19 protein-coding genes are annotated in these 23,701 nt (G+C 39.0%); 7 read left to right on the top strand and 12 right to left on the bottom strand.

Going from position 1 to position 23,701, the window contains the following annotated elements; all coding sequences use genetic code 11:
* The first annotated feature begins 11 nt into the window (after positions 1-11).
* Positions 12-386 carry a hypothetical protein gene (locus HUN01_RS24750; RefSeq protein WP_181928399.1) on the top strand — a complete coding sequence of 125 codons (375 nt, stop codon included), beginning with the start codon at positions 12-14 and terminating at the stop codon, positions 384-386.
* Between the two features lie 140 nt (positions 387-526).
* Here the strand turns inward: HUN01_RS24750 and HUN01_RS24745 are convergent, their stop codons facing one another.
* The 8 genes from HUN01_RS24745 to HUN01_RS24710 form a co-directional block, all read right to left on the bottom strand.
* Entirely contained in the window at positions 527-1,561 is a 1,035-nt protein-coding gene (locus HUN01_RS24745; protein ID WP_181928398.1) for an Npun_R2821/Npun_R2822 family protein, read from the bottom strand.
* Positions 1,562-1,577: 16 nt separating this feature from the next.
* On the bottom strand, positions 1,578-2,468 hold the full coding sequence (locus HUN01_RS24740) for an Npun_R2821/Npun_R2822 family protein (RefSeq protein WP_181928397.1): 891 nt from the start codon (positions 2,466-2,468) through the stop codon (positions 1,578-1,580).
* A 3-nt stretch (positions 2,469-2,471) separates the two neighbouring features.
* Entirely contained in the window at positions 2,472-3,452 is a 981-nt protein-coding gene (locus HUN01_RS24735; RefSeq protein WP_181928396.1) for an Npun_R2821/Npun_R2822 family protein, read from the bottom strand.
* 3 nt (positions 3,453-3,455) lie between these two features.
* Positions 3,456-4,415 carry a glycosyltransferase family 10 domain-containing protein gene (locus HUN01_RS24730; RefSeq protein WP_238845588.1) on the bottom strand — a complete coding sequence of 320 codons (960 nt, stop codon included), beginning with the start codon at positions 4,413-4,415 and terminating at the stop codon, positions 3,456-3,458.
* Positions 4,416-4,436: 21 nt separating this feature from the next.
* Entirely contained in the window at positions 4,437-5,648 is a 1,212-nt protein-coding gene (locus HUN01_RS24725) for a glycosyltransferase family 4 protein (protein ID WP_181928395.1), read from the bottom strand.
* 5 nt (positions 5,649-5,653) lie between these two features.
* Entirely contained in the window at positions 5,654-7,972 is a 2,319-nt protein-coding gene (locus tag HUN01_RS24720; RefSeq protein ID WP_181928394.1) for an ABC transporter ATP-binding protein, read from the bottom strand.
* A 167-nt stretch (positions 7,973-8,139) separates the two neighbouring features.
* On the bottom strand, positions 8,140-9,303 hold the full coding sequence (locus HUN01_RS24715) for a glycosyltransferase family 4 protein (protein ID WP_181928393.1): 1,164 nt from the start codon (positions 9,301-9,303) through the stop codon (positions 8,140-8,142).
* Positions 9,304-9,320: 17 nt separating this feature from the next.
* Positions 9,321-10,163 (bottom strand): glycosyltransferase family protein, encoded by an 843-nt coding sequence (locus HUN01_RS24710; protein WP_181928392.1) that lies wholly within the window; start codon positions 10,161-10,163, stop codon positions 9,321-9,323.
* Between the two features lie 404 nt (positions 10,164-10,567).
* Between HUN01_RS24710 and gloB the strand changes: the two genes are divergently transcribed.
* The 3 genes from gloB (at position 10,568) to dnaB (ending at position 14,980) form a co-directional block, all read left to right on the top strand.
* Entirely contained in the window at positions 10,568-11,341 is a 774-nt protein-coding gene (gloB, locus tag HUN01_RS24705; RefSeq protein ID WP_181928391.1) for a hydroxyacylglutathione hydrolase, read from the top strand.
* Between the two features lie 203 nt (positions 11,342-11,544).
* On the top strand, positions 11,545-12,003 hold the full coding sequence (gene rplI / locus HUN01_RS24700; protein WP_094352304.1) for a 50S ribosomal protein L9: 459 nt from the start codon (positions 11,545-11,547) through the stop codon (positions 12,001-12,003).
* 145 nt (positions 12,004-12,148) lie between these two features.
* Positions 12,149-14,980 carry a replicative DNA helicase gene (gene dnaB / locus HUN01_RS24695; protein WP_181928390.1) on the top strand — a complete coding sequence of 944 codons (2,832 nt, stop codon included), beginning with the start codon at positions 12,149-12,151 and terminating at the stop codon, positions 14,978-14,980.
* A gap of 171 nt (positions 14,981-15,151) precedes the next feature.
* Here the strand turns inward: dnaB and HUN01_RS24690 are convergent, their stop codons facing one another.
* Positions 15,152-15,673 (bottom strand): FKBP-type peptidyl-prolyl cis-trans isomerase, encoded by a 522-nt coding sequence (locus tag HUN01_RS24690; RefSeq protein WP_084227332.1) that lies wholly within the window; start codon positions 15,671-15,673, stop codon positions 15,152-15,154.
* Positions 15,674-15,751: 78 nt separating this feature from the next.
* Positions 15,752-16,075, bottom strand: coding sequence for a phasin family protein (locus tag HUN01_RS24685; RefSeq protein WP_069073600.1), 324 nt, complete (start codon positions 16,073-16,075; stop codon positions 15,752-15,754).
* A gap of 132 nt (positions 16,076-16,207) precedes the next feature.
* On the opposite strand from HUN01_RS24685, the gene HUN01_RS24680 reads away from it, so the two are divergent.
* Positions 16,208-16,516, top strand: a complete 309-nt coding sequence (locus HUN01_RS24680) for a TIGR03792 family protein (RefSeq protein WP_181928389.1) — start codon at positions 16,208-16,210, stop codon at positions 16,514-16,516.
* Positions 16,517-16,950: 434 nt separating this feature from the next.
* Here the strand turns inward: HUN01_RS24680 and HUN01_RS24675 are convergent, their stop codons facing one another.
* Complete coding sequence (locus HUN01_RS24675; RefSeq protein ID WP_181928388.1) at positions 16,951-17,361, bottom strand: 2TM domain-containing protein; 411 nt, start codon at positions 17,359-17,361, stop codon at positions 16,951-16,953.
* A 502-nt stretch (positions 17,362-17,863) separates the two neighbouring features.
* Here HUN01_RS24675 and HUN01_RS24670 point away from each other — a divergent pair.
* A complete protein-coding gene (locus tag HUN01_RS24670) occupies positions 17,864-18,748 on the top strand; it encodes a ParA family protein (protein WP_069073597.1) in 885 nt (294 codons plus the stop codon).
* Between the two features lie 327 nt (positions 18,749-19,075).
* Positions 19,076-22,459 carry an EAL domain-containing protein gene (locus tag HUN01_RS24665; RefSeq protein WP_181928387.1) on the top strand — a complete coding sequence of 1,128 codons (3,384 nt, stop codon included), beginning with the start codon at positions 19,076-19,078 and terminating at the stop codon, positions 22,457-22,459.
* A 73-nt stretch (positions 22,460-22,532) separates the two neighbouring features.
* Here the strand turns inward: HUN01_RS24665 and HUN01_RS24660 are convergent, their stop codons facing one another.
* Positions 22,533-23,684 carry a histidine decarboxylase gene (locus HUN01_RS24660; protein WP_181928386.1) on the bottom strand — a complete coding sequence of 384 codons (1,152 nt, stop codon included), beginning with the start codon at positions 23,682-23,684 and terminating at the stop codon, positions 22,533-22,535.
* Positions 23,685-23,701 lie beyond the last annotated feature (17 nt).

Below are 23,701 nucleotides of genomic sequence, written 5' to 3'. Positions count from 1 at the left end.
CAGGAGTTTTAATGTACTATTTTCCTCTACAACCACCCTATTTCCTCTTACTTGTTGGCTTTTTGACAGCATTAACATCTGGTTTGGCATTATCTGGCACTTTAAAAGTAATTGTGCAGAAATGGCCAAGCGAACGAACAGAAAATACTAAACCACGTTCCTCACTGAAACAATTACTTGTGCCATTTATCGGCATAACTGGTGGCACTTGCCTATTTCTGTCTTCAGGCTTAGAAATATTTGGTTTTCCCTCCACCTTGGCTTTAGGAGTAGGTCTACCAATTAGTTTGTTTACTTGTTTATTAGTTTGGTTGCAGTTGGGAAGTATGATGACCTTTATAGAACGTGAAGGTATGCAATCTTTAGATTTAGATTCCTTTTCTTAGATATGTGAAAAGGTTAGATACCCGAATTGTTTGAGAATTCAGGTATCTAAAAATTACTAACTTTCAAAAACTAGATAGGATTGCTACAACTGAATTATATTAGTTAATCAAGAATGAGAAAAACTCTATCTTGACTTATTTTAATTAGTAATTCTATCCTTAAAATTGCGATAGTTTAGCTTAATATTGTTGATTCTTTGCTGAATAAAACTACTAGTAGACTTTTGCAGAAGCATTATCTTGCTTGGACGCGTAAAGCTTTGAGGACGTTTTTCAGGTGATTTTAAATAGCGATAATATAAGAAAACATCGCGGTAAGGAATATCAACATCTTCACCCCCACAAAGCCTCACAAAATTTGAAGAAGATATACTCATATAATGTAAATATGTCAACCTCCGCCCTTGGTCGTAGAGGATATTATCTACCACATCAAATTTAGAACCCCAGTGATTACCAGTTGCCTGTTGGCAGTCATGAAAAGCAAAATTATAATAGGAAACGCCACTTCTCAACACCATATAGTTAAATAAAGATTGGTCAGGCGCTAAGAAAGCCATGACATCAGCTTCACCTGCTGCTAATTTGTCAAGTATATCGCCTCTCATCGCTGGAGAAAAAATATTTTTCTTAGTGGCAAACCAACCAGCACAAAATACTTTAGACTGCAAGTTCTCTGAGTTGAAAATTTGTTGTATCTGCTCTGGTGAACCATCAAAAATAAACTTTAAATCAGACTTATACTGAAAATCATTGACTACCCAATCGTAGTTATCTAATTTTTCATATACATAATCTATAGGCCCCATTAACAAGGTATCTGCATCAAAATAAATAAATCTATCAAATGGGCCATCGATAGCACAAAATTTGCGGTGCATTGGTAGCTCATAGAGTTCTGGAAAGCCCCACTCTCGCCAAGTTTTTTGTGCTCTGGGGTAATTTTTCCATATCTGAATAGCAAAATTATCCCAGTAAGCTATGGAATCAGAATCTTCAAATAAGGTGACATTATCTCTAGATGCAATCTCTGCTCTTACCTTGTCTAATCGCTCATTATATGGAAGTATACAAATAGGGATTTTCCTGCCAGCATTAGCTTCTATACTGTTGAGCAACGCAACTAATTGGTCATAGACAACATCATTGGCTAGGATGTAAATACCATCAATCATTGGGATACTCCTAATATTAAGTACGGGCAACAACAAAGGGAAATAAACGGCGAGTTAGTTTGGGGATGAAAGCGAATTTACCCTCATGAAGATAGCGATAGTGTTCCCACAGTTGCCAATAAGGACTACCAGTTTTCATCCGCGTACCAGCCCAGTGGAGATATTTTAATCGTTGTCCTCGGTCATAAAGGGCGTAATCTTGCTGTTGGAAATTTTGTGAACCTGCCCAACTACCAGGCCCACCCCCAGGAATTTTGACAAGATTCCCACGTTTGGCAATCAGCTTAAGCACAAGATAATTTAAAACTGGTTGGTCTGTAACTCCTTCAGAAAAATCGAAATATTCGCGATGCGCTGCACACTCGCGCAAAGTTTCATCCATTTGTTGTTCGGTAATAATTCCTTTTCTGGAAGCCCAAAAACCACTGTTGAAAACGTCTTGAAGTTGGACATCGGAAAAAATTTGCTGCTCTTTTACCAATGGTGAAAAGATATTTCGCAGTTTTTCATTGGCATGATGGTAATCACAACAAAAGAAATCAACTTCTGAAAGTTTGTCTAAATTGTCGGCGATTTTTTCAAAAACGACAATATCCGTATCAATATAAATAAACTCATCTAAAGGGCCAAACCACGCTACTAGCTTACGCATTTTGTTGGGTAAGGCGAGAAAATCTCTATCAAAAATTTCTCCGATGCGTTTGGTAAATTTATCAATAAGTTCTAAATCTGGGAAAATTTTGACATTGTGTAATGTAGCAACCTGCTCTGCTACTTTGTGATAATTGTCATTAAAAGGTATGAGATAAATGATTACTTCTGGGTCATAGTAACGAATGCTATTGAGTAAAGCGATCGCATTATCGATAACCCGGTCATTGGCAACTATATAAATTCCCCTACTCATAAATTATCCTTGGTTAATTAACTTAAATTTTCGCAAAGCTCTTGTAAATAAATTTGCTACTGGAGCGTCATTATAATTCTTAGGAGGATTTGTAAATACTGGGCGCTTTTCTGGTTCGTGTAGGTAACGATAGTAAAGAAATAAATCTCGATAGGGAAACTCAATATTCTCTCCAGCACAGACTGCTTGATTGATATTAGGAGGAATACCAATGTAATGAAGATAAGTTAGTCGATTACCTTTGTCATAAAGAAGATTTTCCCGTTCCTCAAAGTGCTTAGATGTGGCAGAACATCCTGTTTTTTCATGATCTGGCAGTTGACGAGCAAAGTTATAAATAGAAAGATTAGACCTCATTACCATGTAGTTTATCAATGGTTGTTCGCCAGCACCTTCATACAAAATTTCCGCCTCACCATTTTGTAAATGGGATATCAGCAAATCTCTTTGTTCTGAGTTAAATATTCCCCGCTTTGCGCCATAGAAGCCTGAACAAAATATTTCGGAATCAATGCGTTTTTGCTCGAAAACTTCTCGTAATTTGGGAGAATTAATATTATATATTTTACTAACGTCTTTAAATTGAAAATCGTAGACAACAAAATCATAACTATCTAGCTTTTCAAACACTGTCGCTAGTGAGTTCATCACCAAAGTGTCTGCATCTAAATAGATAAACTTATCGAATGGCCCATCAAAAGCGCAAAAACGACGGTGAGCGCCATAAAGACGGGATTTACTGCGATTTAATCGTTCTGGTGCTGCTGTCAGCATAAACTGATCCCAGCGGTTGATTGATTCTAGATCATCGTAAATAAACACATTAGGGCGTTTAGCTATTTCGTCAGTAATTCGCTGTGTTTGATCATCGAAAGGATAGATACAAACAGGAGTTTCTGGGCCTAAGATAACATCAATACTGTTAAGCAAAGCCACCAATTGATCGAAAACATAATCATTGCCAAGGGTACAAATACCATTCATAATTTATGAGTGTTGATCAACAAAGTTTGACAACCAGTTAAGTAGGTTTAATTTGTGTAAGATAATTTGACGTGCTTCTGCGATCGCATCTTTGGCAGCATACCAAGCATCAGGTGTAGCTGTGACTTCTTTGATGTAGGCAATGCCTTTTTCATCTAAACTGGGCAACCGCAAAAAACTACCCGGTGGCAATAATTTATCAGCAGCCGGGCCACCATAGTAAATTGGTAAACACCAAGCAAGCAAACTATCCCAAAGTTTCTCACTCACATACCAATTATTATCAGCATAATTTTCAATTGCCAGATTGTAATAGTATGGCGCCATGCCATACCATTTATTACCTAGTTCTCCCGACTTGTTAGCCCATCCTGGTAAGTTACGCCCATACAAATCAAACTTAATGCCACTAGATTGTAGAGACTGCAAAAAGTCTAAACGCTGGCGATGATTAACTGTACGGCTAATTCCTGAAGTAATCCAACTACACGGTGCAACCTTTTGGGGCGGTGGCATTTCATTTAAATCTTGAAATGAATTTGAGTGATACCAAATAGCAGGCATATAGTCAGGGATGGGAGCAAAATCATCGGGACCAGAAATGTAGCCAGAATATTTCTGGGCGTGTTGGTAATTATGATTAGTGATTTCGACAATTTCATCTAAAGGCGGTTCCCTTAGTAAATAAATAATTCGCTCTTTACTCACACCGCGCAGTAGAGAATCAACATTGACTATTGGTTTTTGCTGCTTTTTGCGAAAACTATCTAACCAAGATTTGTGTGGCGATGCTTGGGGAAAATCAAATTGATACATCAGCAGAAAATCTGGTTTTTCTGCTAGTGCCTGCATTTGCATATTGCCCCAAACTCCAAATTGATTCGGAGTTTGTTGCCATAGCCAATCGGCTCTAGTTTCTAAACCTCGATAGCTGCTAATCATACCTACAGTTTTCATAGTCATTTTAGTTATTAGTTATTTTTATTACACAATCATTTGAGGCAGTAGAGATTCATCAACATAACTAAGGATTTTTGCCGCTCGATTTTCCCAAGAAAACTGCTTGACAAACTCGATGCTATCTGGATAACCCTCTACTTTTCTGGGATGAGTTTCTAAAACCCGCTTCAGACTTTCGGCAAATTTGCTGGGGTTATCTGGTTCACACCAAGCTGCGATCGCTTGAGTATCTTGAAACTCAACTAATGATGGAATTTCTGTCGAGACAATGGGAGTTCCAGATGCGAAGTAGTCAAATAGCTTTAAGGGAGATGTGAAAGTTGCCGCTTTTCCCGAACAATGAGGGTGAGCTAAAACATTGGCTGCTTGTAGCAAAGATGCTAACTCATTATGCAAGACATAGCCCAAAAATTTAATGTTATGAATCTGTTTTTCTTTGACTAATTGTTGATAATATTCAACTTCTGTGGACTTACCACCGGCACAGGCAAATTGCACATAAGGCATTTCTTTAGCTACATCAATTAGTACATCAATACCTTTAAATTGCTGTAGTGCTCCCGCATAAACTACCAATTGTTGGCTTTCATCTCGCAATAGTTTTTGACGCCATTCTGCCGCTTTTTCCGGTTGTCTCTCCATAAATAAGCGATTAAACCCATTATGTAACTTAATCACTTTTTCTGGTGGCATCCCATTTTTAATCATGCTTTCGCGGACAGTTTCTACAACGCTGACAGCAATTTGTAACAGCGGATTGTTGACAATTTCTGGTTCAAATGGCTTGTCTTCATGGTGGTGGTGTTCGTAAATTGCAGGAACGCCATTTCTGATGGCAGCTTTTACAAAATTCCAGTTGCGACTGTGGACAAGTTTAATAGTTGGAAGTAAATGAAATGGTAAATAATATTTGCTGGCAATGGTGTTAGAGTCAGTAAACTTGCTCCGAAAACGGTCAATCGGCCAAGGCATGGGTAAGGGAGCAACTTTTAACTTGTCATGGAGGTTGTAATATTTAACAAGTTCTGTTGGTGTTTGTCTCGGTTGAAAAGGACGAGCTAAATTAGCTAGATTAAAGACTTTTGCTTTTTTGTCAGGATATACCAAAACTGTTGAGTATCCCAAGTTAGCCGCGGCGTTAGCTGCATTTGTAGACTGCACTAAGTGAGCCTCTGGCTGTGGCAACTCTTCACCAATAAAAAAGATGTAGTGTTTTTTTAAAGCAGCATTTTTCATAGATTTTAGATATTAATACTATTCTCAAACTTTTCTAAATTATCTAGCAGTCTTATCGAACATTCATGACTTTCAGTAATTAATTCATTTTGTTCTTCTGTGCTAGATATCAAATTATCAGCTAGAGAACGGAGAGAGTTAAGGATGAGGTTAAGAGAAGTACGGAACTCAATAGAGATATGATTAAATGCTTCATAATAGGTACTTATAATATCTTGATTTTGCTCAGAGATCGAGATTAATTGTCCTTTTTTTTGCAAGTTAATAACATCGTCAAAAACATCAATGGTGTTGAGAATTCTCCAAGCTGATTTGTAAGAGTCTTCAATTAATTCTTGCCGTTCTTGAGAATTGTCTACCAGATCATCAAGTAATAAGCGCAGTAACCCAATCATTGAGTTCATCTGCGTCCGAATTTCATGAGAGATGCGAAGCCAGCTTTGATTGTGTTTAGCAGCTTCCGGATATTCAGCAAATTTTTTGGAGTTTAGGCGCATTGCCTTGAGGATTTGTGTCTGAATCAAGTTTTTATTAGGGCGATCGCTAAATTGCATTGAATAAAGGCGTGAGTAGTAAGCACCCTTTTTTAAAAGTTCTTCATGGGTTCCCACCTCTACCACCTGTCCTTGATCTAAAACGGCAATTTGATCGGCTTTTTGGACGGTGGAAAGGCGGTGAGCAATTACTAGGGTGGTGCGATCGCGACTCAAATCATCAAGTGCAGCTTGGACTAAACGTTCGGAAACGGTATCTAAAGCGCTGGTGGCTTCATCTAAAATCAGAATTTCGGGATTTTGGACGAGGGCGCGGGCGATCGCTAATCTTTGCCTTTGTCCACCAGATAACATAACGCCGCGATCGCCAATTAGGGTGTCAAATCCTTGAGGCAATTTGCTAATAAACTCATAGGCATTTGCCCGCTTGGCTGCTGTAATAATTTCATCCTCAGTAGCCTCTGCTCGCCCGTATGCGATGTTATTCTGTACCGAGTCATTAAAAAGAAAGGTATCTTGACTGACGATTCCCATCCGCTTTCGCAGGGATACAAGATCAAACTCCCGCAAATCGGTGCCGTCAATGGTAATACTGCCAGCGATCGGATCATAGAATCTGGGTAAAAGGTCTGCCAAAGTGGATTTACCAGCACCAGAACCACCTACTAATGCTAAGGTCGTGCCACGTGGTAAATATAAACTCACATCTTTGAGTACCAACTTTTCATGACCAGGGTAGGCAAAGCAAAGAGAATTAAAAGAAACTCCCTCTTCTAATTTTGTGTACGGAAGCTTACCTTTACCCATGAATGGCTTATCGTGTAGGCTTAAAAACTCATTCGTCACATCCACGCTGGCTGCGGTACTGGCAAAGTTGCTGCGAATAGTATTTAACTGAGAAATTAATGGCAGCACTCGCAGCAGCACTAATAAATATGTCAGGAGTACAGTAGAAAGAGAAGAAACCTGGTCAGCAAAAAAGGTTTTGCTCAAAATTACAATCAGCAGTAAAGCTGTAATACCCATAACCTCACTCAGAGGTGTAATTGCTTCCGAATTAACCTGAGATTGAAAATCTGCTAACTCGCGATCGCGAATTAATTTTTTAATCCGTCGATATTCTTTTTCTTCATTTCCCGTCGACTTTACTAGCCGAATTCCGTTCAGGGTTTCTAGTACAGAGATGGAGTATGCCTTAGACATCTCACTAAGCTGCTTACCAAAATTTCTAGACCGGGAAATGGCATACTGATTTACTAATGTCACCAATGACAGCAAAAGCGTAGCAGCGATTGTCAACTGCCAAGAAATTGACAACAATAAACCAACGAAAACTAGAATTGTGATTCCCAGGATAACGATCCTGACAGTACTACCGATAGCGCTTGCAGCCCGACCAATTTCTCCACCAAGACGGTTGATTAAATCACCAACCTTCGTTTTTGCGTAATAATCTATATCAATTTCTAATAATAGTCTTAACCCGGTTTCGCGCATATCCGATGTTAGCTTTCGGGTTAAGGAACTTGATGCTAAAGCGCTGGCATAAGTCGCTAAATTCTTTAAAATAATGGTAAATATAATTGCCCCAGCCATTACTCCTATCCGGTAAGGTTCTGGAGTATTATCAAAGGGAGATATTAACCTTTTTAGAATGGGAGGGGCCGTGCTTAAATCTACTTCTTGCCCCACAATTTTTAAAACCACTGGCACAATTAAAGCTGTGCTAATCCCATTAAATAAAGCTCCAGAAAATCCTAACAATATTGTCAGCAGAATCAAACCTGGATAGGGTTTAGCGAATCTTAGTAGTAGTTTTCTGGTAGACATTGGATATTTTTATGCCACTTTCACTTATTAATATTATTCACAAAATAATTGCCAAATAAAGCTAATCATCAAATAAATATGGGACAGGGTACTGGGGACTGGGAAAGAAAATATGATTAAGATTTGGTTGGGTTCCCAATCCCTAATCCCTAATCCCTAATCAAGATTCACAACCGAGCAATTACTGACTTGAGCGTAGAAGCCATAGCCTCTATGCTATAGTGTTCCACACATCTTTTTCTAGCCTTGATACCTTGCTGGTTTGCTGACTCTAAATTCTGAAAAATCAATTGAATTTGTTCAGCAATCTGTTCAGGACAAGCAGGCTCAACTAAATAACCAGTATCACCTAAAATTTTAGGAATATCTCCAACGCGTGTTGATAATACAGGTTTAGCCATTGCCATTCCATCTGTCAACTTCAGGGGAAATTGAGCACGAGTTTCTGGGGTGTCTCGCTGGGGAACGACTACAATATGAGCCGCTGCTACCAAATCAGGCATAACATCAGCTGGATACTTTGGTAATTTGATAATCCAGCGTCCCCACTTTTGTTGGAGTTGCTGATCATAATCATCATAAGGACTACCGCCTACAATCACTAGTCTTAAGTCTGGCTGATTAATTTTATCGAGTGCGATGAGAACATCTTCTAGACCTTTATACGGTCTTGGCGCACCAGGAAACATTAAAATACGATATTCAGATAAACCATAACGATTTCTGCTGGACTCAGCATCATATCGAGCAGGATCAAATAAAGAAGTATCCTTACCATTAGGAACAAATGTACCGCCAAAGCGCTGCTGCAAAAATTTAGTATGCACCGTCACAGCATCAGCGCTACTTACCAAACCTTCCATCCATTTCACGTACAAAGGATGATAAGGATTCCTGAGTGCGCCGTCTGATTTCAACAATTCCCTAGCTAATTGTTTCGGTGTGGGACGATAATGCCAGTCATCACCACCATACCAACTGAGTTCCCAATCATCTATGTCTAAAATTAACGGTTTTCGGCTAAATATTTTATTTAGTAGGGCAACTCCAAAACTCGCTATTTGTGGTTTTATAGCATAAATGATATCACCATCAATTTTTGGGATAAATTTGCTGACTTCTCCAAAAAAATCTGGAAAATTTTTGCCCGGTAAACTATAAACGTTTAATTCTGATGGTAAATTTCGATATAAGTTATTTCCAAATAAAAACCCCATAATTTCAACTTCATATTCTAAATCTCTTAGGGCTGTCGCTATCAAGTATGCACGCAAAATAGCTGCACTTGATAAATCTGAAACCAACAGCGATATCTTGGAAAACTTTTTCACTATTTTTATACTTATTTTTATTTAGTGCGCCAAGGATTTGTAACTTGATTCGGTAAAAATACTTTAGCGAATCTGTCAAAAATCCGTGTATATAAGGAACGGCTAATATTTTTAGCATATTGAGGTCGATAAGGATAGGTGCAGTGCAGAACTTTAATTTGATCTTGAATATTATAAGCATCCTGCCACTTACTGAGATAATTATAGGTGGGTGGTAGAATTTTCATGTGAGGGTGTACAGATGCGATCGCAGATGCAAAAGCCCCTTGATCTTTTAAAAGTAATTTATCTTGGTTGTTTTTGACAATCTCAAAATAACGTTGAAATTCGTCAAAAAGTACCTTGATTACTTCTGTTTTTCTAAAAGCTATCAAACCGCTATTATATTGCACGTTATCTGCTTGCAAAGGAAACCCTACAGATTGCAGAATTGGCAAAACATTTGGCAAAAGGTCTTCTTGCTTTCCGCGCAACAAATTTGTAGCTTTAAGAATGGAAGGTTGTACATCTTCAGTTAATAGCAAATCATATTCATCTAAATAATCAAATACGTCTTTGATATCGGAAAGTAAACAAATATCTGAATCTAGGTAAATCGTTTTATCAAACTCAGAGGCCGCATATAGAGCTAGTTTTGCTTGCCTTGATGCCAAAACAGTATTTTCATTTGCAGGGGCCGGCTTTAAAATTACATTTTTAAAAGCCTTCAGAAAAGGATAGAGTCCTGTAGGAACTTGGTCAATTAGAATAATGATTGGCTCTTGATGGAACTTTCTAATTGCAGCCAAAAAATGAATACAATCTTGAAAAGGGTAAAGTCCAGTTAAAATTGTAATAAATCCTCTAGTTTCTGTTGGCATAAATCAAATTAACAATTGTTGTTTAGTTTGGAAATTAGATATGTATTTAGGTTTAGAAAATCCTACTCTAGTTTTAGTTTTAGCCAAATATGATAGAGTAGATATAAGCAAAATATAAACTTGATAATTTATTATTTTTAAGTAAAAAACAATAAAATAAATCTAACTTTATATTTGTAGCTATTCCAGAGAAATTTTACTGATAATTTCATCTGAAGTTGACTTTAGTTAAGTATAATTACCGTCTAAGCACGGCTGTATAATATCATAGTGAATATTGCATATAGCTATAATGAACAAAGTATAAATACTTGATATAGTTTGTGGAGGTAGCACTATTATTCATTGGAATGTAGTATTGCTACTCAATACCAAATATTTATGTTGTAAGGGAGGCAGAGATAATGCAGGTAATCCGTCTGGAAGCACTCTCAGACAACTACATATTCTTGTTACACGACTACAAACAAAATATTGCCGCTGTTGTCGATCCAGCGGAGGCTCAACCAGTTTTAAAGAAACTGGCAGAATTAAAAGCTGAGTTGGTAGCAATTTTCAACACGCACCACCATAACGATCATGTGGGTGGTAATAAGCAATTAATGGAACAATTCCCCCAACTGATAGTTTATGGAGGAGCTGAGGATCGTGGTAGAATTCCAGGACAGCAAGTGTTTTTGCAACAAGGCGATCGCGTCCAGTTTGCAGACCGTATAGCTGAAGTTATCTTCGTCCCTGGACATACCCGCGCTCACATTGCTTACTACTTTCCCCCCGAAAAAGCTGGCGAGACAGGGGAATTATTTTGCGGCGATACCTTATTTTCTGGCGGTTGCGGTCGCTTGTTTGAAGGAACACCGACCCAAATGGTAGACTCCTTGAGCAAATTACGCTCTCTGCCCGATGATACACGCATCTGGTGTGCCCACGAATACACATTAAAAAATCTGCAATTTGCCCTAACTGTGGATGGCGACAACGCCGACTTACAAAAACGCTTCAATGAAGTGAAGGCTTACCGTAGTCGAAAAGAAGCTACAATCCCCTCGCTGCTGGGAGTGGAGAAGCGAACCAATCCCTTTTTACGTTGGGATCAGCCATCATTACAATCAACCGTTAAGAGTAGCGATGGAGTGCAAACCTTTGCACGGATACGGGAAATGAAAAATAACTTTTAGGCATTTGGCATTGGGGATTGGGCGATAGGCATTGGGCATTTCCCAATCTCCATCAATTTTCTCGCGCTAATAGTTGCGATCGCACCCTTCCTTTCGCTACGATCTGTAAGCTTTAGGGTGTAGGCAAAGAAGCTTGGAATACAGCAGTGACATTGTGAGCTATCAAGCCTTACCCAAATTAATCAGATTTTACAGGAAAAACGATGGCGAAACGCGTACAGTTAGTTTTAAATCAGGATATCAGCAAGCTGGGGAAATCTGGCGACTTAGTGGAAGTAGCTCCTGGCTACGCTCGTAATTATCTGATTCCCCAGAAATTGGCAACTAATGCCACTCCTGGTATTCTCAAGCAAGTAGAACGCCGTCGTGAGCAAGAGCGTCAACGGCAATTAGAACTCAGACAACAAGCTCTTGAGCAAAAAGAATCTTTAGAAAAAGTTGGCAGCTTGACAATTGCCAAGCCAGTTGGTGAAAACGAAGCAATTTTCGGTACTATCACCACCCAAGATGTTGTAGATGCAATTAAGGCAGCCACAGGTCAGGAAATTGATCGGCGTGGCATTACCATTCCCGATATTAACCACCTTGGTACTTATCAAGCCGAAATCAAACTGCATTCTGAAGTAGCAGCGCAAGTCGATATTCAAGTCGTCGCTAGTTAACTTAAGAGGGGAACGCAGGGATGAGGAAGCAAGGGAAGTAAAAGTAAATAACCTTTAACTCTTGTACAGACGCGATTAATCGCGTCTCTAGCAAACAGACGCGAGTAGTCGCGTCTCTAGCAAAATCTCAAAACTAAAATCGTTTATGGCTGAAGAACTGAGTTTTAAAGGCGATGGTAGCGATCGCCTCCCCCCCCAAAATATTGAGGCGGAAGAAGCGATTTTGGGGGGTATTTTGCTAGATCCAGAAGCGATTAGTCGAGTTAGCGATCGCCTCCTTCCCGAAGCTTTTTACATTAGCGCTCACAAAGATATTTATCAAGCAGCTGTGAGGCTCCACGCCCAAGGTAAACCCACAGATTTACTCTCAGTCACAAGTTGGCTAACTGACCATGAGATACTTGCCCGCATTGGTGGGAGAAATAAATTAGCAACTCTGGTAGACCGCACAGTGTCAGCCGTGAACATCGACGCCTTAGCAGGGTTGGTGATGGAAAAATACCTGCGGCGACAGTTAATTAAAGCTGGCAATGAAATTGTACATTTGGGTTACGAGACAGAAACCGAATTACCAACTGTTTTAGATCAGGCAGAACAGAAAGTATTCGGTGTTACTCAAGAGCGTCCCCAATCAGGTTTAGTTCATATTTCTGATACTCTAATTAATAATTTCCAGGATATTGAAGATAGAAATCAAGGCATTGCCTTACCTGGGATTCCCTGCGGATTTTACGATTTAGATGCCATGACCAGCGGCTTTCAACGTTCTGATTTGATTATTGTCGCTGGCAGACCATCAATGGGTAAATGCCTCAGCCATGATTCAGAAATAGTTTTGGCAGATGGAAAAATTACCACAATTGAAGAATTATATAAACAACGTCATGGTTCATTATTGACGTTAAATAATGACTGGAAATTTACCTTTACTCAACCCTGTGCATTTGTAGATGATGGCATCAAACCAGTTTTTCGCGTAACAACTCGCTTAGGTAGGTCTATTGAAACTACAATCACCCACCCGTATTTGACTATTAAAGGCTGGCAAAAACTAGAAAATCTGAAAGTTGGTGATAAAATTGCTATCCCGCGAAAAATAGATGTGTTTGGCTCACATTCTATACGCGAGTGCGAAGTCAAGTTATTAGCTTATTTAATTGGCGATGGTGGATTAACTAACTGCAATCCACGATTTACAAATGGTAATTCATTACTGCAAACCGATTTTTTGCAAGCAGTTGCGGATTTTGGTGGTTTAACAGTGCGTTGGGAAAATTCTCAAGGTACACGCACACCATCACTTTGTGTACGTGGGGATTTGGAATTTATTGCTATTCAAAGACAGATTTTTGCTGAAAATTTTAAACTAGCGATTCAATCACACTCATTGACAGGAAAAGAAATAAGTCAATTAATTGGAGTCAGTCCTACTTTACTTTGCGCTTGGAAGCAAGGAGTCTGTGTACCAAATTTAGAAACTTTTGAGGTATTATGCGAAATTTTACAATTAGAATCAGAAGAGTTTGTATCTCATAGATTTGCCTGTATGAGCAAATCTCGTAAGAATTCGCTAACGCTTTGGTTAGAAGAATTAGGTTTGTGGGGCAAAGATGCTCATTCTAAAACTATACCAAACATCATTTTTAAGTTAGAGCGATCGCAAATAGCCTTATTCCTTAATCGTCTCTTTGCCACTGATGGATGGGCTGCACTACTTACTAGCGGTCAATCACAGTTAGGCTATGCAACAGTCAGCGAAAAACTAGCAAGACAAATTCAACATCTTTTATTACGATTTGGCATTATTGCATCTCTCAAAAAACGGTCTGTTAAGTATAAAAATACCCGCAGACCAGCGTGGCAATTAGATATTACTGATGCCTTATCTATTAAAACTTTTATCGCTGAAATAGGTATTTTCAGTAAAGAAGAAGCAATAGAAAAAGTTGCAGTAGCAATATCTCAAAAAAGATATCAAACTAATCGTGACTTGATCCCTGTAGAGATTTGGGAACAAATAGCATTAGCAAAAGGTAATGAAACTTGGAGTAGTTTAGCTAGACATGCAGGGATTCAAGGGTATACAAATATGCATGTTGGTAGACGTGCCCTAAAGCGGGAAAGACTTTGGATACTAGCTACAGCTTTAGATAATTTACCACTTCAACAGTTAGCAACTAGTGATGTTTATTGGGATGAAATAGTTGCGATTGAGTCGGTGGGTAACAAGCAGGTTTATGACTTAACAATTCCAGAAACACACAATTTTGTTGCTAATGATATCTGTGTACACAATACAGCATTTTGCTTAAACCTTGCTCACAATATCGCCGCTTCTTATAAATTACCAGTTGCCGTTTTCAGCTTGGAAATGTCAAAAGAGCAATTGACGCAACGGCTATTAGCTAGCGAAGCACAAATTGAAAGTAGTTATCTGCGGACTGGTCGCCTGAGTCAAACACAGTGGGAACCTTTAAGCCGTGCTATTGGTATCCTTTCCGAGATGCCAATTTATATTGATGATACGCCGAATATTACAGTTACACAAATGCGTAGTCAGGCAAGAAGATTACAAGCAGAAGTTGGAACTGAATTAGGATTAATTGTAATAGATTACCTGCAATTGATGGAAGGAGCAGGCGATAATCGAGTTCAAGAATTATCAAAAATTACTCGTCAACTCAAAGGTTTAGCGCGGGAATTATCTGTACCAGTTATTGCTTTGTCTCAGTTGAGTCGAGGGGTTGAAGCACGTACAAACAAGCGTCCAATGTTATCAGATTTGAGAGAATCCGGTTCGATTGAACAGGACGCGGATTTAGTAATAATGTTGTACCGCGATGAATATTACTCTCCCGATACTCCCGATCGCGGCATTGCAGAAGTAATTATAGCTAAACACCGCAACGGGCCTACGGGTACTGCAAAACTTTTGTTCAATCCACAGTTTACAAAGTTTCAAAATTTAAAAATTTAAAAATTTAAAAATTTGAATTGGGCATTGGGCATTGGGCATTGGGCATTGGGAATGGGAGGGATGAGGGAGATAGTGGAGACAAGGTGACGAAGAGACGCAGCTAGGCAAAGAAACGATCAAATACTATCTCTGTGTCCTCGTGTCCTCTTCCCCATGCCCCATACCCAATTTTTACTTAACTCCTAGCAATTCCACGTCAAACAGCAGAGTTGCGTTGGGAGGAATCACGCCACCAGCACCACGAGCGCCATAACCTAACTCAGAGGGGATGATTAAATTGCGACGACCGCCTACTTTCATAGTGCTAAGTCCTTCATCCCAACCTTTGATTACCTGTCCAATGCCGATTTTAAAGCTGAAGGGTTGGCCGCGATCGCGTGAACTATCAAACTGAGTACCATCTTCTAAAGTGCCAACATAGTGAACTTCAACCGTTTGTCCAGGCTGAGGAGTCGCTCCAGTCCCCTCTTTTAACTCAACATACTTCAATCCAGAAGGAGTGGTTACGGCATTCGCATCAGACATAGTATTACTCGCAATTAAGATATTGTTTTCAGTTACAGTTGTGGGCGCTGACGGTGTTTGAGTTAATTCGGCAGCAATGGCAGTATTCTGTTTACTGCCTACTTGCCCCACAATCAACAGCACAACACACACCAGCATGAACGCCACGCTGAGGAAAATTGGTTTCAAAATCAGTTCTCCTTACTTAAGTATCCTGGCAAAAAGATTACCAACAGGACACATTTAGTTTAAATCACAAAGGGTATTCTAACGCCAAAGCTTATTTTCTAAATCGCGCACTTGCCGCTCTAAACGGTCAATTCTACCCCTTAATTCGTCTACCTCTGACTGGCGAGCCACCCCCAAATCCTGCATCATATTTCGCATTTGCCGCTGCATTTGGACATCCCAGTTTCCCTGTTCCGACTTTAACTGCTGGGCAATATCATCCATTACCGCCTTGGCTTGCTCAGGATTGAGTTTACCGTCTTTAACTAAATCATCGCTGACTTGCCGCAGTTTTTCTGCTACTAAAGACGTTGTGCCAAGACCCACCATCATTAGCTGTTGCAACCAATTGTTGTTGTCCATATTCCCTTCCTCTTACTTATTAACCAGCCAACCCTTGCTCCTGAGTTTAGGCAATCAAGCTATGCTTAAAGCGTAGTTACTCTAGCCTACATCTCTATTTTGGCAAATTAAGAAACACAGGGTTCAAAGGACGTGTTTATAGAACTTCTCAAGTTTAAGGTTGCCCCGGATTTACGGGAATATTTTATCCAGAAGGACGCACAAATTTGGACAACAGCGCTGGCTGAGTATCCAGGATTTCTCGGTAAAGAGGTTTGGATCAGCCCAAATGACTACACAGAAGTTATCCTCATCATTCGTTGGGCAACACTGGAACAGTGGAAAGCCATACCCCAAGCACATTTGCAGACCATTGAAGACAACTTCATTCAAGCGCTCAGAGAATCATATTTAATTGTGGATTCAGGAGAATATCAAGTACGGAAATTTCCCCATTCATAGGTGAAAGATTACTTCCAACTCGTCGAGGTGCAAAGCTGTATTGTCAAGCCGACACCTATAAAAAGGCAAAAGGCAGGAGGTAGGAGAGAAAAAGTATTAATTAAAACTGAGAACTAAATACTAATACAGTTAATACCATTTTTTTGTGAAGATACACATAATAATACCCCCTGTAATCCCCCCAAGGCATCGGGGGGACGGCGATAGCCGGGGGGTGAATTATATGCAGCTTCACAAAAAAATGGTACAACTTCCCCTGCTTATACCATTTCACGAAAATCTTGATACATATAGATTTTTCGTAGGGGTTTAGCAGTGCTAAACCCTTACCCACGTATTTGTATCATTATTAAAGTGAAATGGTATTACCCTGATTCTCTTTCCCCCTACTGGCTTCACCTCTTAGTGTCTCTATTTTTCAAAGTAGGGAGAAGTTAAATCTGTGCCCGCCATTTCTGAAAGGCGATCTCGTAATCCTCTGATTTACTCTGATAAACACTCCAGCAATGAAAAAATAGTCCTAAACCCCATCCTAATACTGGGAAAATAGCCCAAAAATAACTAGGACTAGTAATTAAATTCAAAAGAATGAGGAATAAATTCACTGCTAGGAAGGAAACCAAGTGTGTCCAAAAGGCTCTGCGTCGGAAAGTATTAAATGTATGTCGCAAACGTTTCTCTTCTTGTTGAGCCAACCACTTTTGTTCAGTTGTTTCCAAAATATCAGACGAAATACCTAACTCAGATGCCATTTCTAAAAGCTGTTCTCGTGAAAATTCACCTTCCTGTTTACGAGTGAGTGCTTTTTGAAGGATTTGTTCTACATCTTCTGAATCGTAAGTCATTTTAATTACCTTATAAGTTTGTGTGTAAATGCGCCTTTGATTTCACGAAATTATCGATCGGCTTCGTTTAATTCAGTTAGCGAATGCATCCACATTTTGCACCCAATACTTAGTGATATTCACAACCTGATTATTTTCTCACAATTGATTTAGGGCTACTGTATTTGTCAATACCTCTATAATTGCTTTGATGAGAGCGATCGCTGTTACACCATTAAGCCAAACATTTGCATTATGGGGCACAGGAGCCTGGTAACCCGATTTCAGCTAAAGATCCAACTACATGTTGCTGCCTCAATCGAGTAAATATCCCTGAAATCACTCTTTTGAATTTCCGAAAATATTAAATTTAATGGAAGATTTAAGATATCAAGAGGGGTGTACGCTACCTAGTAGTCTGTCAAGTTTTATTTGATAGGTTCATAGTTTGCGCTAAAGCGCAAACTACGGACAATCCGCGACAGACCAGTAGATGGGAATGCGTCAATAGAGGACTCAATCAATGGGATATGTAATTGCTACTGCAAATATGAAAGGTGGCGTTGGTAAAACCACTCTCACCGTCAATTTAGCTACTTGTTTAGCTAAAAATCATGGCAAACGGGTGCTTGTCCTTGATTTAGACAGCCAAATTAGCGCCACACTCAGCTTGATGTCGCCTTTAGATTTTGCCAAGCGTCGTAAACAAAGCAAGACATTTAGGTATCTAATAGACCAAGTTATCAATCCAGATCCACAAGCAAAACTCACAATTCAAGATATCGTTCAATCCCAGGTTTGTAATCTTCCAGGACTAGATTTATTACCGGGAGATATCGATTTGTATGATGAATTTGTTGTTTCAGAAATGCTCCATAAACAAGCAACTGCTTTGGGTGAACAGGACTTTGAAACGATTTGGAATCGGTTTGAAAGGGTCTTGATTAACAACATCTTAAAACCAGTCCGTCAAGAATATGATTTTATTCTTCTCGATTGTGCACCGGGCTATAATCTATTGACTCGTAGCGCTTTAGCTGCTAGCGATTTCTACATACTTCCTGCTAAACCAGAACCATTATCTGTAGTAGGTATTCAACTGCTAGAAAGACGGATTGCCCAATTAAAAGACAGTCACGGACATGAAACCAAGATAGATATAAAAATGTTGGGAATTGTATTTAGTATGTCCAGCGCTAATCTTCTCACTGGCAGATACTATAAACAAGTTATGCACCGCGTTGTTGAAGATTTTGGTGTAGAAAAAATTTGTAAAGTACAAATCCCAGTTGATGTCAATGTTGCTAAGGCTGTTGATAGTTTTATGCCCGCCGTTTTAAATGCTCCCCAATCAGCAGGTTCAAAAGCTTTCTTTCAGTTAACTCAGGAGTTGTTGCAAAAACTATAGCCCTACTTAATCATTCATGAACAACACGATTTCCGACTTATTAAATAGGTCGGAAATCTGAGCTTTTCGATTTTAATCAAGGTCGTAATAAAGATAATTTATACTGGCTTCGTGAAAAGCAAGCTACATGGGAAAAATCTCAAATCTAAAATTCTTTATTCAAGAAAAAAACTTCAGGCATGGGGTCAATCTCAAATCTCAAATTTAAAATCCCAAATTCAGTAATAACTAAGTTGTTTTTTCCTAAAGTTCAGCAGTTATACGGAAGCTATAAGCAGTGAGATTCAGTTATTGAGTGAAAAGGTCAGTAAATCTCACTAAGAAAAAATGGTTAGTAACGATTCTGCACGGGCAGAGAAAAATCAGCATTTGCTAATGCGCCTACCACGGACTCTGAGTTATCTCGAAACCTGGGGCTTTGGGTTAACGGGTCATGTTGGATGGATTGGTACTGCGCCGATTATTCATGCAGCGTTAGGGCCTAAAGCTATCTTAGTTTGGTTTTTTGGCACGATCGTTTCCTTTTTGCTTAACTTGCAGGTACAAAGTCTAGGTAGACATTGGTCAGATGTCGCCGGAGGAACACCAAACTACACTACAAGGCTATTAGAGAACTTTCCTGCTTTAGGCCGTTACGTAGCATTAGGATATTTTTTTAGCTGGGCAGCAGCACCAGCACTATACGCAATTATTCTCACCAACCTAATTAAAGTCAATTTTGAACCATTAGGTATTTCTTTTCCAGAAAATTTATTAAAAGTTTTATTTACAGCGATTCCTTTTATTTTGGCTTTCAGTGGCACGCGTGCTTTAGCACTCCTGCATTTATTTTTTGTATTCCCAGCAATTTTATTACTGTTATTATTTTGTATTCAAGGTGTACTATGGTTAGCCTTCTCAACTTCTAGTTTTAAATTTCTCCCAATTAGCACACATAGCCTGAGCTTTGAAGAATGGGCAAAGTGGTTTTTTCTAGGTAGCTATTCAATTTTTGCTTGTGAAACCACTTCTTCTTTTGTTGCTGATAGCCGCCACCCATATAAAACTTTAAGTTTCTTAACCGTAGCGGCTTGGTTAATTCCTCCAGTCTTTCTAGGTGGTTCTTGGGTATTAATGTGTTCGGCTCCAAATCCAACAATAGGTGATGATGCGTTCTTAAATCTGGTAGAGGCTTCTAAACCTTTTTGGGGTGAGTCCGCCTCCTTTCTAGTAACACTTCTAATTACTATATCTTGCCTTCTAAGTTCTGCTACGGCAGTTTCCAACTCTCCTCGGATGTTATACCAGCTTGCCTTAGATAGACAGATTTCTCCCATATTTGCATTAGTTTCCCGTCAAGGTGTCCTTGGTCCTGCTATTTTAGTTACCTTTTTACTCAGTTTGCTTTGTCTCAATTTGGGAAATATATCTCAACTTGTCACAGTAGCAGGTACTTGTTATCTCATGTCCATTATGGGACTACATCTGGGATTATGGCTGTGTCGGGGACAACCACACGTGTTATGGCCTTGGTGGTCACTTAGTTTTTTCTTAGTAGAAGCAGTAGTTCTCATAGTGGGAGGTTTAGCTTGGAATTGGATAGATTTTTTAGTAGGATTATTATTACCCATTATTCTGATGATAGGAGATGTAGCCCTACGTCGCTTAAGATTTGCACCATTACACCCCAAATGGTGGACACAGCGTTACGACACTAGAGCTATTAAAAACAACTCAGACTTTGTGGTACTACAAGTGATTGTTTTAGTATCATTAATTTGTATTACTGCCACAATCAGTTGGGTTATCCGCGATTTATTAGATAGACTTTCTACTAATCCTCAAAACTCTTTACTAGCTATTCTGTTAGTGACACTATCTTTTACAGGGGTAGCGATCGCTTGCTGGACAACTTTACCACAAATTATTGCTATTGATGAGGCACGCAAACAAGCAAGAAACTTATTTATCACTACTCTCGATACCGTTCCAGATACGGTTTTAGTCTTAGATGAAAAAGGTATAATTTGTCAAACCAATGCTGCTGCTGAAGAATTATTTGAAACAAGCATTCAACAGTTGCTTGGGAAAAACTTGAATCAACTCCTAATGTGCTATCGCGGTACACCGGAACAATGGTCTATTAGAAGTGAGCAAAGTTTAAGAATAAACCAAGGTTTACGAATTGTTGAATCGACTATTTCACAGCCATTTAATTCCCAGCTACGGGAATATATTGTAATTGTCCGTGATATCACTAAGCGGAAGCTAGCAGAGGAAGAATTAGTCCAGTACCGTTATCAGCTTGAGCAGTTGGTGCTAGAACGCACCATTGAACTTATTAGAGTTAATCAACAACTTCAACAAGACATTATCAAGCGTCAAGAAGCACAAGAGCAATTACTACACAATAGTCTTCATGACGGGCTAACTGGATTGCCTAACCAAAGATTATTTATGGAGCGGGTACAGCAGGCAATAGAACAGAGTAAACAGCAAAATAATTATTTATTTGCTGTACTCTTCTTAGACCTAGACCGCTTTAAAGTTGTTAATGACAGCCTTGGACATCTGCAAGGAAATCAACTTTTGATTGCAATTTCTCATCGGCTAAAGTCAGTTCTGCGAGTCGGAGACATAGTTGCCCGTTTTGGTGGAGACGAGTTCACAATATTACTTGAGGAAATTGAAGATATCAGCACCGCTATACATGTAGCCGAGCGAATTAAAAAGGTGCTAGCTTCGCCATTTCAATTAAACGAGCATCGGGTGTTTACTAATGTTAGTATTGGCATCGCTTTAAGTAAAAGAGATTATGAGCAAGCAGCACAGATTCTACGCGATGCCGATGTAGCAATGTATTGTGCCAAAGCACTTGGTAAAGCGCGTTATGAGGTTTTTGACCCAAAGATGCACGAGGGTGCAGCTTTGCTCTTGGAATTAGAAACTGCTTTACGTCATGCGCTGCTCAAGCAAGAAGATTTTCGTCTTGACTACCAGCCAATTGTTTCACTAACAACTGGCAAAGTTATTGGATTTGAGGCACTGATACGTTGGTATCATCCAGAACGAGGACTTATTTCCCCGCAAGATTTTATTCCCCTGGCTGAGGAAACGGGAATGATTGTTAGTATCGGGGAATGGGTGCTTTATGAAGCCTGTCATCAAATGCACAGATGGCATCAACAATTTCCTACTTCACCACCTTTGACAATTAGCGTCAATTTTTCTGGTAAACAAATCACGCAACCCGATGTATTTAAACAGGTTAAACATATTTTGCAGCAAACTGGAATGGAGCCATGCTGTTTGAAATTGGAGATTACTGAAACTTTGTTGATGGATAATTTTGAATTAGCTACCACTGTGCTTTCCCAGTTAACAGCGCTGAATGTCGAGACACACATGGATGACTTTGGTACTGGCTATTCATCCTTGAGTTATCTACACCGTCTACCAATCAAAACCATTAAGATTGACCGCTCTTTTGTCACCAGTATAGGTAGTCGAGGAGAAAATTTAGAAATTATTCGAGCGATTGTGACATTAGCCCATAATTTAAATATGTCTGTAACAGCAGAAGGGATAGAAACTGTAGAGCAATTGGCACAATTGAAGGCTTTACAATGTGATTATGGACAAGGGTATTTTTTCTTACCACCGATGGAACGTGCAGAAGTAGAAAGACTACTTGCTGCTAACTTATGCTCCAAAAACTTTTTAAAAAGATAAAGTCTTGGGATCAAATTCTGCTTAGAGAAACACTTTGTAAAATTGGGCGATCAATTTCACTTGAGAATCTATATTAGTGTAGTACTGACTGTCGCTGGAAATTCTCTGCGTTATTAACTAACCCTTCTTCTAATAAAAGTTCGCTCACAAAAGCATCAATTTTATTTCTATCGATATTCTGCATGACTACAATATGTACCCAATTTTCAAAAATCGCTAACTGCCATTTTTTAATTAACCTTTGAGAAGGTTTTTGAAAGACTACAGTATTGGAAAAATTATTCAGCATACATGGATATTCTCTGATTTGAAGTTGTTGGAAAAGATATTGGGCATTATCAATACAGGTCTTTGCTTCTCTAGCTAATCCATCATAACCTCTTGTTTTCGTTGCATACCAGAGAATCAAAGGGGTATGACCGTTTCTAGACCCCAGAATTGTTGTATCTGTTGAACCAATATATTCAATTGCTGTTTCAACTTTTTCTACCCATTTCTTTTTAGTTAAAACTATACCGCAAGGCAAGGGAGAACCAATGAATTTAGCAGAAATGGCTACACTATCTATAGGTTTTTGAAAGTTAACTTGCGGAGCGCCATCTAGAAATGGTAATATTAATCCTGAAAGAGCGGCATCACAATGAATGTAGTAATCTTTAATCTGATTGCGCTCTAAAATTTCTAGAACTTTGTCTAAGTTATCAATCGCACCTTTGACAGTAGTGCCAATATTTAAATTGATAATCGCTGGATAACTACGATTCTCACTAATTAGTTTTTCAAAATGTTCATAATTCATCTCTCCATTAATTTGTGAATTAACAACATTATGTTGAATGCGAAATAATTTGGCTGCTTTGGGTATGGAGTAATGAGAGTCTTCTGAGGAGTAAAGAATCCCATTAGGGTAGATTTCTCTTGCTAAAAACATTCCATATAAATTACCTTCAGTCCCGCCAGCAGTAATATAACCCCAAAACTGATTTTCTGGAATCTTATAGAGGTGAGCAAAAAAAGATAATACTTCTTGCTCAAACTTACGAGAATGAAGACCAAAATCTGGCTCAATATATGGATCTCCAGCATTATTTAACAGAAAATTAAAAAATTTTGCGATCGCACTGTAGTCACAACTTAAATTATACGGATAACCTGCATGAAACTGCGATCGCTGTTCTATTTGCAGCAAAAAATCTGCCAACTCTTTAGCAACTTTATCTGACATATCTTTTCTTTAAATCT

Origin of the sequence: Nostoc edaphicum CCNP1411 (assembly GCF_014023275.1) — a bacterium.
Lineage (GTDB): Bacteria > Cyanobacteriota > Cyanobacteriia > Cyanobacteriales > Nostocaceae > Nostoc > Nostoc edaphicum_A.
Note: the sequence above shows the minus strand (reverse complement) of the source record. Positions and strands in the feature narration are given on the sequence as shown.

Coding starts and splice junctions, on each gene's coding strand:
- HUN01_RS24710 (WP_181928392.1), bottom strand. CDS start 10,163: ATGCCAACAGAAACTAGAGGATTTATTACAATTTTAACTGGACTTTAC.
- HUN01_RS24665 (WP_181928387.1), top strand. CDS start 19,076: ATGGTTAGTAACGATTCTGCACGGGCAGAGAAAAATCAGCATTTGCTA.
- HUN01_RS24740 (WP_181928397.1), bottom strand. CDS start 2,468: ATGAGTAGGGGAATTTATATAGTTGCCAATGACCGGGTTATCGATAAT.
- dnaB (WP_181928390.1), top strand. CDS start 12,149: ATGGCTGAAGAACTGAGTTTTAAAGGCGATGGTAGCGATCGCCTCCCC.
- HUN01_RS24720 (WP_181928394.1), bottom strand. CDS start 7,972: ATGTCTACCAGAAAACTACTACTAAGATTCGCTAAACCCTATCCAGGT.
- HUN01_RS24675 (WP_181928388.1), bottom strand. CDS start 17,361: ATGACTTACGATTCAGAAGATGTAGAACAAATCCTTCAAAAAGCACTC.
- HUN01_RS24735 (WP_181928396.1), bottom strand. CDS start 3,452: ATGAATGGTATTTGTACCCTTGGCAATGATTATGTTTTCGATCAATTG.
- HUN01_RS24750 (WP_181928399.1), top strand. CDS start 12: ATGTACTATTTTCCTCTACAACCACCCTATTTCCTCTTACTTGTTGGC.
- HUN01_RS24725 (WP_181928395.1), bottom strand. CDS start 5,648: ATGAAAAATGCTGCTTTAAAAAAACACTACATCTTTTTTATTGGTGAA.
- HUN01_RS24745 (WP_181928398.1), bottom strand. CDS start 1,561: ATGATTGATGGTATTTACATCCTAGCCAATGATGTTGTCTATGACCAA.
- HUN01_RS24670 (WP_069073597.1), top strand. CDS start 17,864: ATGGGATATGTAATTGCTACTGCAAATATGAAAGGTGGCGTTGGTAAA.
- HUN01_RS24685 (WP_069073600.1), bottom strand. CDS start 16,075: ATGGACAACAACAATTGGTTGCAACAGCTAATGATGGTGGGTCTTGGC.
- HUN01_RS24660 (WP_181928386.1), bottom strand. CDS start 23,684: ATGTCAGATAAAGTTGCTAAAGAGTTGGCAGATTTTTTGCTGCAAATA.
- rplI (WP_094352304.1), top strand. CDS start 11,545: ATGGCGAAACGCGTACAGTTAGTTTTAAATCAGGATATCAGCAAGCTG.
- gloB (WP_181928391.1), top strand. CDS start 10,568: ATGCAGGTAATCCGTCTGGAAGCACTCTCAGACAACTACATATTCTTG.
- HUN01_RS24730 (WP_238845588.1), bottom strand. CDS start 4,415: ATGACTATGAAAACTGTAGGTATGATTAGCAGCTATCGAGGTTTAGAA.